The sequence below is a fragment of the Micromonospora sp. CNZ295 genome (genome assembly GCF_004217535.1).
Window position 1 is genome coordinate 3,401,461 of the sequence record NZ_SHKZ01000001.1, and the last position, 16,618, is coordinate 3,418,078.

Below are 16,618 nucleotides of genomic sequence, written 5' to 3' on the forward strand. Positions count from 1 at the left end.
CGGGCGCCGGAGAGGAAGGTCGGCATGGAGAGCTTCGGCGCCCGCCTGCACCGGGCCGTCACCGAGCGGGGGCCGCTCTGCGTGGGCATCGACCCGCACCCGGGTCTGCTCGCCCGCTGGGGCCTCGACGACGACGTACGCGGCCTGGAACGGTTCGCCGGCACGGTGGTGGACGCCCTGGGTGACCGGGTCGCGGTGGTCAAGCCCCAGTCGGCGTTCTTCGAGCGTTTCGGTGCCCGTGGCGTGGCAATCCTTGAGTCAACTATCCGACAGTTACGAAATTGTGGCTCGCTCGTTCTGCTCGACGTCAAGCGCGGCGACATCGGCTCGACGGTCGCGGCGTACGCCGCCGCGTACCTCGATCCATCGAGTCCGCTCTATGTTGATGCGGTCACGGCGAGCCCCTACCTCGGGGTGGGTTCGCTCGCTCCGATGTTCGATCTGGCGGCCGCGCACGGCGGTGGCGTCTTCGTGCTGGCTCTCACCTCCAACCCGGAGGGCGCGGCCGTGCAGCGGGCCCGGGCCGCCGACGGGCGGACCGTCGCGCAGACCGTGATCGACGAGATTTCCCAGCTCAACGCGGGTGCGCAGCCGTTGGGCAGCTTGGGGCTGGTGGTCGGGGCGACCATCGGCGCGACCGGTCACGACCTGTCCTCGGTGAATGGGCCGCTGCTCGCCCCGGGCCTCGGCGCGCAGGGTGCGACGGCCGCCGACCTGCGGATCGTCTTCGGGTCCAGCCTGCCCGCCGTGCTCCCGTCGTACTCCCGGGAGGTGCTGGGCGCGGGCCCCGACGGGACCGCGTTGCGGGCCGCGGCGGACCGGGCGCTGGCCGAATGCCGGGCCGTCCTCGCCGGTTCGTGACTGACTGACGGCTCGGTCACTTTCCGTTGATCTTCGCGCGTCCACGTTGCCGAAAACTCCGCTGACCGCTAGTTTTCCCCGCGCTGGGAACCATGGACCCCTTGGTTCACAGCGACACCACGTTTCACAGTGCGGCGGTGCGTCCCGCCCGTCGCGATAGGGACCTGAGGAGAACTGGTGCCGCTCCCGTCACTGACCCCCGAGCAGCGCGCAGCAGCGCTGGAGAAGGCCGCGGAGATCCGCAAGGCCCGTGCTGAGCTGAAGGAGCAGCTCAAGCAGGGCAAGACCACCCTTTCGGCCGTTCTCGAGCGGGCCGAGTCCGACGACGTCGTCGGCAAGCTGAAGGTGTCCGCCGTCCTGCAGGCGATGCCGGGCATCGGCAAGATCCGGGCGACCCAGATCATGGAGAAGCTCAAGATCGCCGACAGCCGGCGCCTGCGTGGCCTCGGCGAGCAGCAGCGCAAGGCCCTGCTTGGAGAGTTCGCCGCCAACTGAGGCCGGCAGCCGTGTAGAAACAAGCAGTGAGCACGGATGGCGAGGCGCGCCCGCCGGCTCGGCTCACTGTCCTGGCCGGGCCCTCGGGCTCCGGCCGGGACGGTGTCGTCGAGCTGGTCCGGGCGCGTTCTCCCGCCGTGTGGACGCCGGTGCCGGTTACCACCCGGCCCCGGCGCGACCACGAGGTCGACGGTGTCGACCGCGTCTTCCTCGACCCGGTCGAGTTCGACCGGGTCCTCGCCGCGGGCGGCCTGCTGGAGTGGAGCCGCATTGGCCCGCACCGGCGCGGCACGCCGTACGAGCCGCTGCGGTCGCGGCTGGCCGCCGGCGATCCCGTCCTGCTGCCGCTCGACCTGGCCGGCGCGCTGCTGGTCCGGGTGGCGCTGCCGGATGCCCGGCTGGTCCTGCTGCACCCGCCCGGGCGCGCCGTCGATCCGGTCACCGCGGCCCACTTCGACCACCCCGTGGTCCACGACCTGACCGAGCGCGTTGTGGACAAGCTGGTAGGATTGCTCGGTTCTTCCTTCCTGGCTCCGGCGCGACCGCGCGTGCGCGGTTGACCGCCAGCACCGCGAGCGGTGCGACAGACACAGAGGTCAACACAGTGGGATCCATCGCCACCAACCCCGAGGGCATCACCAACCCGCCGATCGACGAGCTTCTCGAGAAGACCACCTCGAAGTACGCGCTGGTCATCTTCGCCGCCAAGCGGGCGCGGCAGGTGAACGCCTACTACAGCCAGCTCGGCGAGGGCCTGCTGGAGTACGTCGGCCCGCTGGTCGAGACCACGCCCCAGGAGAAGCCGCTCTCCATCGCGATGCGCGAGATCAACGCGGGCCTGCTCACCGCTGAGCCCACCGACCAGCCGTAACGCCCCCTCCGATGTCCCCCCGGATCGTGCTCGGGGTCGGCGGCGGCATCGCCGCGTACAAGGCCTGCGAGCTGCTGCGGCTCTTCACCGAGTCGGGCCACCGGGTCCGGGTCGTGCCGACCGCGTCGGCGCTCCGCTTCGTCGGAGCGCCGACCTGGGCGGCCCTGTCCGGGCAGCCGGTGGCCGACGATGTCTGGTCCGACGTCCACGAGGTGCCGCACGTGCGGCTCGGCCAGCAGGCCGACCTCGTGGTCGTCGCGCCGGCCACCGCCGACCTGCTCGCGAAGGCCGCCCACGGGCTCGCCGACGACCTGCTGACCAACACCCTGCTCACGGCCCGCTGCCCGGTCGTGCTGGCACCCGCCATGCACACCGAGATGTGGGAGCACCCGGCGACCGTCGCCAACGTCGCCACCCTGCGGGCCCGCGGGGTCCGCGTGATCGAGCCCGCGGTCGGCCGGCTCACCGGCGTCGACACCGGCAAGGGCCGGCTGCCCGACCCGGCGGAGATCTTCGCCGTGGCCCGGCGCGCCCTGGCCCGGGGCGTCGCCGCCCCGGCGGACCTGGCCGGGCGGCACGTGGTGGTCACCGCCGGCGGCACCCGCGAACCCCTCGACCCGGTGCGCTTCCTCGGCAACCGGTCCTCCGGCAAGCAGGGGTACGCGTTCGCCCGGGCCGCCGTGGCCCGGGGCGCCCGGGTGACCCTGATCTCCGCCAACGTCTCGCTGCCCGACCCGGCCGGCGCCGACCTGGTGCGCGTCGGCACGACCGGTGAGCTGCGCGAGGCGACGCTCAAGGCGGCCGTCGAAGCGGACGCGGTGGTCATGGCAGCCGCTCCCGCCGATTTCCGCCCGGCGACGTACGCGACTGGCAAAATCAAGAAATCGGACGACGGCAGCGCGCCCACCATCGAGCTCGTCACGAACCCGGACATCGCCGCCGAGCTCGGCCAGCGCCGCCGTCCGGAGCAGGTGCTGGTGGTGTTCGCCGCCGAGACCGGCGACGCCGAGGCCAACGGCCGGGCCAAGCTCGCCCGCAAGCGGGCGGACCTCATCGTCATCAACGAGGTCGGCCCGGACAAGGTCTTCGGCGCCGAGACCAACGCGGCGACCGTCATCGGCGCGGACGGCTCGGTCAGCCGGATGCCCGAGCAGTCCAAGGAAGACCTCGCCGACGGCGTCTGGGATCTGGTCGTCGCCCGGCTCGCCAGCCGTTCCTGACAGCTGGGCCGGGCACCGACCGAACGGGCCGACTCCGGACGCGGATGACTACACTGCCGCGGAACGACTTTTCCACGACTTAGGAGTGCCGTGACACGCCGCCTCTTCACTTCCGAATCGGTCACGGAAGGCCACCCGGACAAGATCGCTGATCAGATCAGTGACGGGATTCTCGATGCGTTGTTGGCGGAGGATCCGCGGTCGCGGGTGGCCGTGGAGACGTTGATCACGACGGGTCAGGTGCATATTGCGGGTGAGGTGACGACGAGGGCGTACGCCGACATCCCGTCGATCGTGCGTCGGACGATCTTGGGGATTGGTTATGACTCGTCGAAGAAGGGTTTCGATGGGGCCTCGTGTGGGGTGAGTGTGTCGATCGGGGCGCAGTCGGCGGACATCGCGCAGGGGGTGGACAACGCCTTCGAGTTGCGTACGGGTGCGTCGGAGAGTGCGTTGGACGCGCAGGGTGCGGGCGATCAGGGGATGATGTTCGGTTTTGCGTGTTCGGAGACGCCGGAGTTGATGCCGTTGCCGATCGCGTTGGCGCATCGGTTGTCGCGGCGGTTGGCGCAGGTGCGTAAGGACGGGACGGTGCCGTATCTGCGGCCGGACGGTAAGACGCAGGTGACGATCGAGTATGAGGGTCTGCGTCCGGTGCGGTTGAACACGGTGGTGGTGTCGTCGCAGCACGCGGCGGATATCTCGTTGGAGTCGCTGTTGACGCCCGACGTCCGTGACCACGTGATCGCGCCGGAGGTGGAGAGTCTGGGTCTGGACACCGGGGGGTACCGGTTGTTGGTGAATCCGACGGGTCGGTTCGAGATCGGTGGTCCGATGGGGGATGCGGGGCTGACCGGTCGGAAGATCATCGTGGACACGTATGGCGGGTATGCGCGTCATGGTGGTGGGGCGTTTTCGGGTAAGGATCCGTCGAAGGTGGATCGGTCGGCGGCGTACGCGATGCGGTGGGTGGCGAAGACTGTGGTGGCGGCGGGGCTTGCGGAGCGGTGTGAGGCGCAGGTGGCGTACGCGATCGGTAAGGCGCATCCGGTGAGTTTGTTCATCGAGACGTTCGGTACGGAGACGGTGCCGGTGGAGCGGATCGAGAAGGCGGTCACGGAGGTGTTCGATCTGCGGCCGGCGGCGATCATTCGGGATCTGCATCTGTTGCGGCCGATCTACGCGCAGACCGCGGCGTACGGGCACTTCGGTCGGGAGTTGCCGGACTTCACGTGGGAGAGCACCGACCGCGCCGCCGACCTCAAGTCGGTAGCGGGAGCCTGAGCAGCAACCCGCGCAGCGACCGGCGACCCGCCGAGGGGTCGCCGGTCGCTCGCGTCTGCGTCGACGTGCCCCTGGCCCACCTCGACCGCCTGTTCGACTACCTGGTGCCCGAGGCGCTCGACGCCGACGCCGGGCCCGGCACCCGGGTGAAGGTCCGGTTCGCCGGCCAACTCGTCGACGGCTGGCTGCTGGAGCGCGTCGAGGCCTCCGAGCACCCGCGCCTCGCGTACCTGGAGAAGGTCGTCTCCCCGGAGCCGGTGCTCGCGCCGGAGATCGCCCGCCTCGCCCGCGCGGTCGCCGACCGGTACGCGGGCAGCCTCGCCGACGTGCTCCGCCTCGCCGTCCCACCCCGGCACGCCCGGGTCGAGAAGGAACCCCACCCGGCCCCCGGCACCGGGGACGACGCCCCGCCGCAGCCCGGCCCCGCCGGAGCGCCGGCTCCGGCCGCGCCCGACGCCTGGCGCGACTACCCGGCCGGCCCGGCCCTGCTGCGGGCCCTCACCGACGGCCGCGCCCCGCGCGCGGTCTGGTCCGCGCTGCCCGGCGAGGACTGGCCCGCCCGCTACGCCGAGGCGGTCGCCGCGACCGTCGCCGGCGGCCGCGGCGCCGTCGTGGTCGTCGCCGACGCCCGCGACCTGGACCGGCTCGACACGGCACTGGCCGCCGCGCTCGGTCCCGGCCGGCACGTCCAGCTCACCGCCGCGCTCGGCCCGGCCCGGCGGTACCGGGCCTTCCTCGCCGCCCGCCGGGGCGACGTACCCGTGGTGATCGGTACCCGGGCGGCCATGTTCGCCCCGGTGCCCCGGCTCGGCCTGGTCGCCATCTGGGACGACGGTGACGACCTGCACGCCGAGCCCCGCGCCCCCTACCCGCACGCCCGCGAGGTGCTGCTGACCCGCGCCCAGCTCACCGACGCCGCCGCCCTGGTCGGCGGGTACGCCCGCACCGCCGAGGCGCAGCTGCTCGTCGAGACGGGCTGGGCGCGCGAGGTCGTGGCCGACCGGGCCACCGTCCGGGCCCGGACGCCGGCGATCGCCCCCACCGGCGACGACCCGCAGCTCGCCCGGGACCCGGGCGCGGCCACCGCCCGGCTGCCGAGCCTCGCCTGGACCGCCGCCCGGGACGCGCTGCAGGCCGACACGCCGGTGCTGGTCCAGGTGCCCCGGCGCGGCTATTTGCCCTCGGTCGCCTGCGCGACGTGCCGTACGCCCGCCCGCTGCCCGCAGTGCGCCGGCCCGCTCGCCCTGCCGTCGGCCGAGGGCGCCCCCGCGTGCCGCTGGTGCGGGCGCGTCGCCGCCGCGTACGCCTGCCCGGAGTGCGGGGGGCGGCGCCTGCGGGCGTCGGTCACCGGCGCCCGGCGGACGGCCGAGGAACTGGGCCGGGCCTTCCCCGGCGTCACCGTGCGGACCTCCGGGCGGGAGGAGGTCCTCGCGGCCGTCCCCGGCGGCGCCGGCCTGGTCATCGCCACCCCCGGCGCCGAACCGGTCGCCGACGGCGGCTACGGTGCCGTGCTGCTGCTCGACTCCTGGGCCCTGCTCACCCGCGCCGACCTGCGGGCGGGGGAGGAGGCGCTGCGACGCTGGCTCACCGCGGCCGCGCTGGCCCGACCCGCGGCGGCCGGCGGCCGGGTCGTGGTGGTCGCCGACGGCGCGCTCGCCCCGGTGCAGGCGCTCCTGCGCTGGGACGCCGGCTGGTTCGCCGCCCGGGAACTCGCCGAGCGCCGGGAGCTCGGCTTCCCGCCGGCGGTGCGGATGGCCAGCGTCACCGGCCCGCCGGCCGCCGTCGCCGACCTGCTCGCCGAGTCCCGGTTGCCCGACGAGGCCGAGGTGCTCGGCCCCGTCCCGGCCGACGGCGAGCGGGAGCGGATGCTGGTCCGGGTGCCGCGGGCCCGGGCCGCCGCCCTCGCCGCGGCGCTGCACACCGCGGCGGGTGTCCGCGCCGCCCGCAAGGCCGCCGACCCGGTCCGGCTCCAGGTCGACCCGCTCGCCCTGTTCTGAGCCGCCGGCGACCCGGTGGACATCCACGGTGACGATGCGTCACCGGATCAGGCGTGACGGACACGCTGTGTGGGAACTGACCCGGTGATGGGTGATAGCATCGCCCGTCATGCCCGACGATGGCGGGAGCGCGTCGGTACGGCGCGGCGTCATGAGCTCAAGCAGCCGGTGATCAGGGGTGGACCAGTCGTGACCGTTCCTCAGTCGATCGTCTTCAACGGTGATCTCGGCAGCGGCAAGAGCACCGTCTCCGTGGAGATCGCCAAGCGCCTCGGCATGCGCCGGGTCAGCGTCGGCGACCTCTACCGCCAGATGGCCCAGGAGCGGCAGATGACCGCCCTCCAGCTCAACCTCCACGCCGAGCTGGACCAGGCCGTCGACGGCTACGTCGACCAGCTCCAGCGGGACATCGCCGCCTCCGGGGAGCGCCTGGTCATGGACTCGCGGCTCGCCTGGCACTTCTTCACCGACGCGCTGAAGGTGCACATGATCACCGAGCCGGGTGAGGCCGCCCGGCGGGTGTTGCTGCGCCCCTCCGGCCCGGCCGAGAGCTACACCTCGCTGGAGGAGGCGAAGGCCCGGCTCAAGGAGCGCAGCGAGAGCGAGCGGGGCCGGTTCATCGTCCGCTACGGCGTGGACAAGGCCCGGCTGCGCAACTACGACCTGATCTGCGACACCACCCGGGCCACCGCCGAGGAGGTGATCGAGCACATCATCGACGCGTACGAGGGCCGGCTCTGCCCCGAGGTGCTGCGCGACGCCCCGCCGCTGTTGCTGCTCGACCCGGCGCGGGTCTACCCGACCGAGGACATCGCCGGCCTCCGCGATCTGTGGGACTCGGAGTTCGTCGGCGAGGTCGCCGGGGCCGGCGACGAGGCGCTCGAACCGCTGCGGATCGGCTACACCGGCGAGCACTTCTTCGTCGTCGACGGGCACCGGCGGCTCAGCGCCGCGCTGCAGAGCGGGTTCCGGCTGGTGCCGGCCCGGCTGGTCGCCGAGGTCGACGAGCCGGTCGTCGGCGGGATGAGCGCCCTCGACTACTTCGCCGCCCAGGTGCGGCCCGGCCTGATCCACGACTGGGAGGCCGCCCACAAGATCGAGCTGCCGCTGCCGGAGCACACCCTGCTGGGCGGGGACGCGGTCCTGGCCGGGGAGCCGGGCGCCGCCTCCTGACGGCGCCGCCGGGCGCTGCGCCGGTCGAAGCGGCAACCGGGCGCGGTCCGCGTCCGCCGGCTTCCGGGGCTGCGGGCGGGCCCGTCCAGCGCGCATGATGGAGCCTCCGGGAGCTCGGCACGGGGAGGCACGCATGGCGGCATCCGAGGCGCTCGCGCTGCTCATGTCGCCCGAGGGCCGGCTCGACCCGTACCCGACGTACGAGCGGCTGCGCGCGCACGGCCCGGTGGTCCAGGCCGCGCCCGGCTTCTTCGTGGTCACCGGGTACGCCGAGGCCGACGCGGTGCTGCGCGACCCGCGGTTCGTCGTGCTCGACGGCGAGATGCGCGACGACCTCTTCCCGCAGTGGCGCAGCAGCCCGGCCCTGATGTCGATCTCCCGGTCGATGCTGCGCACCAACCCGCCCGACCACAGCCGGATGCGCCGCCTCGCGGCCGGGGCGTTCACCCCGCGCCGGGTCGCCGCCATGCGGGAGGTGGTGGCCGACCAGGCCGACGAGCTGATCGACGAGATGGTTCGCGCCGGTCGCGACGGCACCCCGGTGGACTTCATGGCCGGCTTCGCGTACCCGCTGCCGGTGGCGGTGATCTGCGCCCTGCTCGGCGTGCCCGCGGCCGACCGGCCCCGGTTCCGGCGCTGGGCCGGCGACCTGACCGGCGTCCTGGAGCCGGAGTTCAGCCCGCAGGACCTGGCGGTCGCCGACGCCGGCGCGAGCGAGCTGCGCGACTACTTCACCGGGCTGATCGCGCAGCGCCGCCGCGCCCCGGGCGACGACCTGACCACCGGGCTGGTGCAGGCGCACGACGCCGACGGTGACCGGCTCTCCGGGGAGGAGCTGCTGGCCAACCTCGTGGTGCTGCTGGTGGCCGGCTTCGAGACCACCACCAACCTGCTCGGCAACGGCCTGGTGGTGCTGCTGGAGCACCCGCGCGCCGCCGACGCGCTGCGGTCGCACCCGGACCTCGCGCCCGCGTACGTCGAGGAGCTGCTGCGGCACGACTCCCCGGTGCAACTGACCACCCGCGCGGCCGGCGCGCCGGTGACCCTCGACGGCGTCGAGCTGCCGGCCGGCAGCTGGCTGCTGCTCCTGCTCGGGGCCGCGAACCGCGATCCCCGGCGGTTCCCCGAGCCGGCCCGGTTCGACCCGTGGCGCGCCGAGTCGCACCCGCTCTCCTTCGGGTCCGGTCCGCACTACTGCCTGGGCGCCGGGCTGGCCCGGCTGGAGGCGCAGGTCGCCTTCCCGCTGCTGCTGCGCCGGCTGCCCGACCTGGCCCTGGCCGGTACGCCGCACCGCCGGACGCGGCTCACGCTGCGTGGCTACGAGACACTCCCGGTCACCGCCACCGCTGCGGCCACCGATCGCGGTACGCCGGCCGGGACCGGCCGGGGCACTCCGTAGACTGGTACGGCACGACCGCCGCCCAGCCCACGAAGGAGCCACCCCGCGTGACCGTCCAGCCCATCCGTCTGTTCGGCGACCCGGTGCTGCGCACGCCGGCCGATCCGGTGGTCGACTTCGACGTCGAGCTGCGCAAGCTCATCGCCGACCTGACCGACACGATGCGCGAGCAGGGCGGCGCCGGCCTCGCCGCGCCGCAGCTCGGCGTGGGCCTGCGGGTGTTCGCCTTCGACGTGGACGACGTGGTGGGCCACCTGGTCAACCCGGTGCTGGAGTTCCCCGACGAGGAGGAGCAGGACGGCCCGGAGGGCTGCCTGTCCATCCCCGGCCTGTACTTCGACACCAAGCGCCGGCAGAACGTCATCGCCAAGGGCTTCAACGGCTACGGCGACCCGGTGCAGATCGTCGGCACCGGCCTGATGGCCCGCTGCGTGCAGCACGAGACCGACCACCTCGACGGGGTGCTGTTCATCGACCGGCTCGACGCGGCCGGCCGCAAGGAGGCGATGAAGGCGATCCGCCAGGCCGAGTGGTACGACCCGGCCGCCCCGCCGACCGTCAAGCTCAGCCCGCACGCCTCCAGCAGCCCCTTCGGCCTCGGGCGGTGACCGGCCGGTGCGCGTGATCTTCGCCGGTACGCCGGCCGTCGCCGTCCCCGCCCTCGCGGCGGTGGCGGCCTCCCGCCACGACCTGGTGGCCGTGGTGACCCGCCCGGACGCCCCGGCCGGTCGCGGTCGCGGCCTGTCCCGTTCCCCGGTGGGCGCCTGGGCCGACGAGCACGGGGTCGAGGTGCTCACCCCCGCCCGGCCGCGCGAGCCGGAGTTCCTCGACCGGCTGCGCGAGCTGGCGCCCGACTGCGTGCCGGTCGTCGCGTACGGCGCGCTGGTCCCGCCGGCCGCGCTGGAGATCCCCCGGCACGGCTGGGTCAACCTGCACTTCTCGCTGCTGCCGGCCTGGCGCGGCGCGGCACCCGTGCAGCACGCCGTGCTGCACGGCGACGAGCTGACCGGCGCCAGCGTCTTCCAGCTGGAGGAGGGCCTGGACACCGGCCCGGTGTACGGCACCCTCACCGACGAGATCCGGCCCACCGACACCTCGGGCGACCTGCTGGAGCGGCTCGCCCACTCCGGTGCCGGGCTGCTGGTCGCCGTCCTCGACGCGATCGAGGACGGCACCGCGCGGGCCGAGCCCCAGCCGGCCGACGGGGTGTCCCTGGCGCCGAAGCTCACCGTGGAGGACGCCCGGGTGCGCTGGGGCGAGCCCGCGTTCGCCGTGGACCGGCGCGTCCGCGCGTGCACCCCGGCCCCGGGCCCGTGGACGACCTTCCGCGACGAGCGGCTCAAGCTGGGCCCGGTCACCCCCGTCGCGAACGGTCCCGACCTGAAGCCGGGCGAGCTGCTGGTGGAGAAGTCCCGGGTGCTCGCCGGCACCGCCACCACGCCGGTGCAGCTCGGCGAGGTGCGGGCGGCCGGCAAGAAGGCCATGCCGGCGAGCGACTGGGCGCGCGGCGCCCGGGTCGCCGCCGGGGAGGTCTTCGCGTGACGGACCCCGCGGACCGCGCCGATCGTCCCGACAACCCGCGCGGCGGCCGGTTCGACGCCGGCCCCGCCGGCGTTCCGGACACCGGCCGGGCCGGCGACTCCGGCTCCGCCCGGTTCGCCCGGTCGACCGGTGGCCGTCCGGAGCGCGCCGGCCCCCGCCGGGGCGACGACCGCGCCGGGCGCCCGGAGCGCGCCCCCCGCGGCGCGGGCCCCCGGCCCGGCCGCCGCACGCTCCCGGCCGACCGGCCCCGGTACGCGGCCTATCAGGCGATCGAGGCGGTCAACCGGGACGACGCGTACGCCAACCTGGCGCTCCCGGCGATCCTCCGCGACGCCGGGCTGACCGGCCGGGACGCCGCCTTCGCCACCGAGCTGACCTACGGGACGCTGCGCCACCTGGGCACCCTCGACGCGATCCTCACCGACGCCGCCGGGCGGGACGTGGCGCGCATCGACCCGCCGGTCCGCGACGCGCTGCGGCTCGGCGCGTACCAGCTGCTGCACACCCGGGTGCCGGCCCACGCGGCGGTCTCGTCGACGGTCGACCTGGTTCGCTCGGTGGGGCCGGGGGCGACCGGGTTCGCCAACGCGGTGCTGCGCGAGGTCGCCGGCCGGGACGCCGACGCCTGGGTGGCCCGGCTCGCCCCGCCGCTGGATTCCGACCCGGTCGGGCACCTGGCCCTCGCGTACAGCCATCCGCAGTGGATCGTGCGGGCGTTCGCCGAGGCGCTGGGCGGCGACCTCGACGAGACCGCCCGGCTGCTCATCGAGGACAATGAGCGCCCGCCGGTGCACCTGTGCGCCCGTCCCGGGCTCGCCGACCCGGTGCAGCTGGCCGACGAGGTCGGTGGCGCGCCCGGCGCCTTCTCCCCGTACGCGGTCTACTCGGGTGGCGGCGCGCCAGGGGATCTGCCGGCGATCGCCGCGGGCCGGGCCCACGTGCAGGACGAGGGCTCCCAGCTGGTGGCCGACGCGCTCGCGGTGGCCCCGCTCGACGGGGCGGACGGCCGCTGGCTCGACCTGTGCGCCGGCCCGGGCGGCAAGTCCGGCCTGCTGGGCGCGATCGCCGCGCAGCGTGGCGCCCGGCTCACCGCCGTCGAGGTGTCCGAGCACCGTGCCCGTCTCGTCGCCCAGGCCACCCGCGACCTGCCGGTGACCGTGCTGAACACCGACGGCCGCACCGTCGGCGCGGACCCGAAGCTCGCCGAGGCGCACTTCGACCGGGTGCTCGTCGACGCGCCCTGCACCGGCCTGGGCTCGCTGCGCCGCCGGCCCGAGTCGCGCTGGCGTCGGCAGCCGTCGGACCTGCCGGCGTTGACCCGGCTGCAACGGGAGCTGCTCGGGGCGGCGCTGCGGGCGGTCCGCCCCGGCGGTCTGGTCGCCTATGTCACGTGCTCGCCGCACACCGTCGAGACGCACGTCACGGTCACCGAGTCGGCCCGGCGGGCCGGGGTGCCGGTCGACTTCGTCGACGCCCGCCCGCTGCTGCCGGCGGGGATGCCGGGGCTCGGCGACGGGCCGACGGTGCAGCTGTGGCCGCACCGCCACGGCACCGACGCGATGTTCCTCGCGGTGCTGCGCCGGGGCTGACGCCGCCGTCCGTCGCTCAGCCCATCGGCAGGCCGCTGCGGCCGGCGCCCTTCATCGACCGGGTCAGGTTCCGGTCGGCGATCCAGAGGAAGCACTGGATGCCCCGGTTGCCGTTGCGCCACTCGGACTCCTGGGGGTGGTACCAGATCGAGCCGGTCCGGAACCGCACCTCGCTGCGTGGCACCTTGGCGTACGCGGCGATCAGCGCGCCGCACCCGTCGCGGACCCGGCGCTGGTTCTTGCGGAACGCCGCGAAGCTGGTGTCCGGCGCGGTCCAGACGCCGACGAACTCGGCGTGGTGCCGGCGGGTGCAGGCGATCGGCGCCATCGTGGTCACCCGGTCGTCCTCGATCTTCGGGTTGAAGCAGGTGTGCCGCAGCGGAGACGTGCCCTTCAGCGCGCCGGCGAGGCCGGTGTCGCGGGAGACCACGCTCGGGTCGTCCATGCTCCGCAGCTCCGCCGCGTCGCAGCGGAACCAGCGGGCCCCGCCGGTCCAGGCGGCCGGCGAGGGGAACAACACGTTCAGCCCGATCCGGCCGCTGCGCCAGTCGCCGCCCAGCGCCCGGGTCGCCTCGCGGTGGCAGGTGGTGTGCGCGGCGCGCATGCCGGCGGAGCCGGCGGCCGGCGGCTCGGTGGCCGTCGCGGCGGCCCCGGTCAGCGTCCCGAGGTGCAGGGTCTCCACCTTGTGCGGCTGGTCGCAGGGCACCGGCGCGTAGCCGTCGAGATAGCCGACCCGGGCCACGAACGAGTGGCAGGTGCCCGCCTCGGGGGTGAAGACCGTCGCGGCGCTGAGCGGTGCCCAGTCGTCGACCAGGTCGCCGTCGGTGCCGGCCGGCGGTGTCACGCAGCCGCCGAGCGCCAGGACCACCACCGCGCCGCACAGCGCGAGCCAGCGTCGCCTCATCGTCCGGCCTCCCCGTCGTCCGGTGGACCGGCACCGTCGTTGCCCGCCACGCTGCGGGAGCATACGGCACCCGGCGCGGGATTCAGATGGCCGGCAGTCCCTGCGGGCCGACACCGCGCATCGAGCGGGTCAGCTTGCGGTCGTCGCTCCACAGGAAACAGCGCACCCCGCGGTCGCCCTCCTCCCACTCCCGCTCCGACGGTGGGTAGAAGATCGATCCCGCCCGGTACGGCAGGTCGCTGTTGTTGGGCACGTCGGCGAACGCGGCGATCAGCGCCATGCACCGCTGGTGCGCCTGCTGCTCGCTGCGGGTGAACTCCGCCCAGCTCAGGTCGCGTTCCAGGTAGACGCCGACGAACTCGGCGCGGTGCGGCTCGGTGCACAGCACCGGGGCCATGTAGTTCAGGTTGTCGCCGATCAGCTTCGGGTCGAAGCACCCGTGCACCAGCGGGGAATCGCCGAGCATGGCGCCGCGCAGGCTGCCGGTCCGGTTGACCGGCCGGGTGTTGTCGATGCTGTCGGTCTCGCTCAGGTCGCAGCGGAACCACCGGGCGCCGCCGGCCCAGGCGGACACCGAGGGCAGGGTAATGTTCAGCGTGAGGCGGGCGGCGTGCCAGTCGCCGCCGAGCACGTCGCGGACCCGCTGGTCGCACTCGGCCCGCGCGTCGCGCAGGTCCGGCGAGCCCGGGTCGGGCCGGCGGTCACGCTCGGCGACGGGGCCGGTGAAGGTGCCCACGTGCACGGCCTCGGCCAGGTGGTTGCGGGCGCAGTCCACCGTCTCGTACGTGCTCGCCTGCACCACCGCTGTGATCCGCGGCAGGCACACCCCGGCGGCCGGCACGAACAGCCGCGCCTCGGACAGCACCGGCCAGTCGTCGGTGAGGTCACCGTCGGAGCCGCCGGGCCGGACACAACCGCCCAGCAGGAGCGCGGCCGTGCCAGCCAGCGCCAGTGCTCGGAGAGGAAGCCACCGTCGCATCATCCGCCCTTCCCGGGAGCTGACGGCCGGTGCCGCGGACCGGCCGGCGCGTCCGCCGGTGGTCGTGCAACCCACGTACCGTCCCTGATGGAGTGTTGCCGCGTTTCGGTCTTCCGGCCAGTCGCGAATGGCTCTCCGGCCGGTTTGACCGCCCGGAAGGGCCAATTCTGCACCAGAGGTCACCGCTGGGTCACCGGGTGTCCCGCTTGGTGCCGTGCCGCCAGCGGATGGTGGCGGCGTTCGTACACTTGCCCAGTGACCGTACCGCCGCCGATCGTCGCGCCGAGCATCCTGGCCGCCGATTTCGCCCGCCTCGCCGACGAGGTCCGTGCCGTCGAAGGTGCCGCCGACTGGCTGCACGTGGACGTCATGGACAACCACTTCGTGCCGAACCTGACGATCGGGCTGCCGGTCGTGCAGAGCCTGCGGGCCGCCACGAAGCTCCCGTTCGACGTCCACCTGATGATCGAGGACCCGCGGCGGTGGGCCCCCGGGTACGCCGACGCCGGCGCGTACAACGTGACGTTCCACGCGGAGGCCTGCGACGACCCGGTCGCGCTCGCCAAGGACCTGCGGTCGGCCGGCGCCAAGGCGGGGTTGGCGATCGACCGGGACACCCCCGTCGAGCCGTACCTGGAACTGCTGCCCAGCTTCGACACGCTGCTGATCATGACGATCAAGGCCGGCTTCGGCGGGCAGCGGTTCATCCCGCACCTGCTGGACAAGGTGCGCACGGCCCGCCGGCACGTCGACGCCGGCCACTTGGAGGTGCGGATCGAGGTCGACGGCGGCATCGCCGCCGACACCATCGCCCAGGCCGCCGAGGCGGGTGCGGACGCCTTCGTCGCCGGCACCGCCGTCTATGGGGCGGACGACCCGGCCGAGGCGGTCCGGAAGCTGCGGGAGCTGGCGGAACGCGCGGCGGCCGGGGCCTGACGTGGAGCCCGCCGGCGACCGCCCGGACGTGATCCTCGTCGTCGACGACGACGAGGACATCGCGCGGTTCGTCGAGTTCAACCTGCGGCTGCACGGGTACGAGGTGATCCACGCCGGCGACGGCCAGGAGGCCCTCGAGGTGATCGAGCGCGAGCGCCCCGACCTCGCCGTGGTCGACCTGATGATGCCCCGGATCGACGGCCTGGAGCTGACCCGGCGGTTGCGCGCCGACCCGATGACCGCCGCGCTGCCGGTGATCATGCTGACCGCCAAGGGGCTGACCGTGGACAAGGTGCACGGCCTCAGCGCCGGCGCCGACGACTACCTGGTCAAGCCGTTCGACACCGCCGAGCTGGTGGCCCGGGTCAGCTCCACCCTCCGCCGCAACAAGGAGTTCCGCGAGGTCTCCCCGCTGACCGGGCTGCCCGGCAACAGCCGGATCCGCCGGGAGATCGCCGACCGGATCCGGGTCGGGTCGGACTACGCGGTCGGGTACATCGACATCGACCGGTTCAAGAGCGTCAACGACGTGTACGGCTTCGTCCGCGGTGACGACTTCATCTCGGCGCTGGCCCGCAGCCTGCACCGGGCGGTGGTCTCGGTGGGCCTGCCGCCGGCGTTCCTCGGCCACGTCGGCGGCGACGACTTCGTCTTCGTCTGCACGCCGGACCAGGTCCTGCCGCTCACCTCGCGGGTCTCGACCGACTTCGAGAAGGCCGCCGACGCGCTGTACGACCCGCCCGACGCCGCCCGCGGCTACGTCGAGGTGAAGGACCGGCGCGGCAACCTGCGCCGCGCCGCGCTGGTCACGCTCTCCATCGGCGTGGCGATCTCGGACGCCAACAAGCGCCTCACCAACCCGCTGGAGGCGATGACGATCGCCTCCGAGATGAAGTCGGTGGCCAAGAGCCAGCCGGGGTCGTACGTGGCGGTGGACCGGCGCCGGGGCGTGGCGGACCCGAGCCATCGTCATGTGAAGTAGCTCGCGTGGGTGCCACAGACGCCCCGTCGCGTGTAAGACTGCCGGTAGTACCCACCACGCGCTGGCGGGACTCGGTGTAATTCCGAACCGGCGGTGATCCACGGTCCGACCGTGGTAAGCCCGCGACCCGGGAGCGGTTCGTCCGCCCGGTGGACCTGGTGAGAATCCGGGGCCGACGGTTGGTGCGGGCATGCCCGCACCAGACAGTCCGGATGGGAGACAGCGCGCGGGACGGATGGGCCGTGCCCGGCCGCCACTTCGGCGTGCGGCGCGCCCGCCCTGGGCCGGCTCTGCCGTCCCTGGGTCTCCGCCGCCGCACGCCCGCGGCCCGATGCCGCCGCTCCCGTCGCCGCCCGCGCGCCGACCGGCGAGCGAGAGGGCAGGGC

The 16,618-nt window shown here is 74.2% G+C and carries 16 protein-coding genes and 1 riboswitch; of the genes, 14 read left to right on the forward strand and 2 right to left on the reverse strand.

The genetic code is table 11. The features are described 5' to 3' along the window. Positions 1-24: 24 nt before the first annotated feature. The 12 genes from pyrF (at position 25) to EV376_RS16065 (ending at position 12,431) form a co-directional block, all read left to right on the forward strand. Entirely contained in the window at positions 25-861 is an 837-nt protein-coding gene (pyrF, locus tag EV376_RS16010; protein ID WP_130324093.1) for an orotidine-5'-phosphate decarboxylase, read from the forward strand. A gap of 177 nt (positions 862-1,038) precedes the next feature. Continuing rightward, on the forward strand, positions 1,039-1,356 hold the full coding sequence (gene mihF / locus EV376_RS16015; protein ID WP_091589671.1) for an integration host factor, actinobacterial type: 318 nt from the start codon (positions 1,039-1,041) through the stop codon (positions 1,354-1,356). Positions 1,357-1,382: 26 nt separating this feature from the next. After that, positions 1,383-1,916 carry a nucleoside/nucleotide kinase family protein gene (locus tag EV376_RS16020; RefSeq protein ID WP_130324095.1) on the forward strand — a complete coding sequence of 178 codons (534 nt, stop codon included), beginning with the start codon at positions 1,383-1,385 and terminating at the stop codon, positions 1,914-1,916. Positions 1,917-1,960: 44 nt separating this feature from the next. Beyond that, on the forward strand, positions 1,961-2,227 hold the full coding sequence (gene rpoZ / locus EV376_RS16025) for a DNA-directed RNA polymerase subunit omega (protein ID WP_013285517.1): 267 nt from the start codon (positions 1,961-1,963) through the stop codon (positions 2,225-2,227). Positions 2,228-2,238: 11 nt separating this feature from the next. After that, complete coding sequence (gene coaBC, locus EV376_RS16030) at positions 2,239-3,447, forward strand: bifunctional phosphopantothenoylcysteine decarboxylase/phosphopantothenate--cysteine ligase CoaBC (protein WP_130324097.1); 1,209 nt, start codon at positions 2,239-2,241, stop codon at positions 3,445-3,447. A 90-nt stretch (positions 3,448-3,537) separates the two neighbouring features. Continuing rightward, the gene (gene metK / locus EV376_RS16035) at positions 3,538-4,731 is read left to right on the forward strand and encodes a methionine adenosyltransferase (RefSeq protein ID WP_130324099.1); all 1,194 of its coding nucleotides are present in this window, start codon (positions 3,538-3,540) and stop codon (positions 4,729-4,731) included. Further along, positions 4,728-6,728 (forward strand): primosomal protein N', encoded by a 2,001-nt coding sequence (locus tag EV376_RS16040; RefSeq protein WP_130328683.1) that lies wholly within the window; start codon positions 4,728-4,730, stop codon positions 6,726-6,728. Before metK ends, EV376_RS16040 begins: the two co-directional genes overlap by 4 nt. 189 nt (positions 6,729-6,917) lie before the next feature. Beyond that, the gene (locus EV376_RS16045; RefSeq protein ID WP_130324101.1) at positions 6,918-7,901 is read left to right on the forward strand and encodes an AAA family ATPase; all 984 of its coding nucleotides are present in this window, start codon (positions 6,918-6,920) and stop codon (positions 7,899-7,901) included. 133 nt (positions 7,902-8,034) lie between these two features. Continuing rightward, entirely contained in the window at positions 8,035-9,300 is a 1,266-nt protein-coding gene (locus EV376_RS16050; RefSeq protein WP_130324103.1) for a cytochrome P450, read from the forward strand. A gap of 47 nt (positions 9,301-9,347) precedes the next feature. Continuing rightward, the gene (def, locus tag EV376_RS16055) at positions 9,348-9,908 is read left to right on the forward strand and encodes a peptide deformylase (RefSeq protein ID WP_130324105.1); all 561 of its coding nucleotides are present in this window, start codon (positions 9,348-9,350) and stop codon (positions 9,906-9,908) included. Positions 9,909-9,915: 7 nt separating this feature from the next. After that, positions 9,916-10,842, forward strand: a complete 927-nt coding sequence (fmt, locus tag EV376_RS16060) for a methionyl-tRNA formyltransferase (RefSeq protein WP_130324107.1) — start codon at positions 9,916-9,918, stop codon at positions 10,840-10,842. Beyond that, entirely contained in the window at positions 10,839-12,431 is a 1,593-nt protein-coding gene (locus tag EV376_RS16065) for a transcription antitermination factor NusB (RefSeq protein ID WP_130324109.1), read from the forward strand. The genes fmt and EV376_RS16065 overlap by 4 nt, the downstream gene beginning before the upstream one ends. 16 nt (positions 12,432-12,447) lie before the next feature. Here EV376_RS16065 and EV376_RS16070 read toward each other — a convergent pair whose 3' ends face one another. Together EV376_RS16070 and EV376_RS16075 are read right to left on the reverse strand one after the other, a co-directional pair. Further along, positions 12,448-13,335 carry a septum formation family protein gene (locus EV376_RS16070; protein ID WP_130324111.1) on the reverse strand — a complete coding sequence of 296 codons (888 nt, stop codon included), beginning with the start codon at positions 13,333-13,335 and terminating at the stop codon, positions 12,448-12,450. Between the two features lie 82 nt (positions 13,336-13,417). Then, complete coding sequence (locus EV376_RS16075) at positions 13,418-14,314, reverse strand: septum formation family protein (RefSeq protein WP_130328684.1); 897 nt, start codon at positions 14,312-14,314, stop codon at positions 13,418-13,420. 255 nt (positions 14,315-14,569) lie between these two features. Here EV376_RS16075 and rpe point away from each other — a divergent pair, with 255 nt between their 5' ends. Together rpe and EV376_RS16085 are read left to right on the forward strand one after the other, a co-directional pair. Beyond that, positions 14,570-15,250, forward strand: a complete 681-nt coding sequence (rpe, locus tag EV376_RS16080) for a ribulose-phosphate 3-epimerase (RefSeq protein ID WP_130324113.1) — start codon at positions 14,570-14,572, stop codon at positions 15,248-15,250. A 1-nt stretch (position 15,251) separates the two neighbouring features. Further along, complete coding sequence (locus tag EV376_RS16085) at positions 15,252-16,232, forward strand: response regulator (RefSeq protein ID WP_130324115.1); 981 nt, start codon at positions 15,252-15,254, stop codon at positions 16,230-16,232. A gap of 56 nt (positions 16,233-16,288) precedes the next feature. Continuing rightward, positions 16,289-16,460, forward strand: a riboswitch (FMN riboswitch). Positions 16,461-16,618 lie beyond the last annotated feature (158 nt).

Bases quoted from the DNA above. Each gene is read 5' to 3' on its own strand.
- pyrF (WP_130324093.1), top strand. From the start codon at position 25: ATGGAGAGCTTCGGCGCCCGCCTGCACCGGGCCGTCACCGAGCGGGGG.
- EV376_RS16070 (WP_130324111.1), bottom strand. From the start codon at position 13,335: ATGAGGCGACGCTGGCTCGCGCTGTGCGGCGCGGTGGTGGTCCTGGCG.
- EV376_RS16075 (WP_130328684.1), bottom strand. From the start codon at position 14,314: ATGCGACGGTGGCTTCCTCTCCGAGCACTGGCGCTGGCTGGCACGGCC.
- EV376_RS16050 (WP_130324103.1), top strand. From the start codon at position 8,035: ATGGCGGCATCCGAGGCGCTCGCGCTGCTCATGTCGCCCGAGGGCCGG.
- coaBC (WP_130324097.1), top strand. From the start codon at position 2,239: ATGTCCCCCCGGATCGTGCTCGGGGTCGGCGGCGGCATCGCCGCGTAC.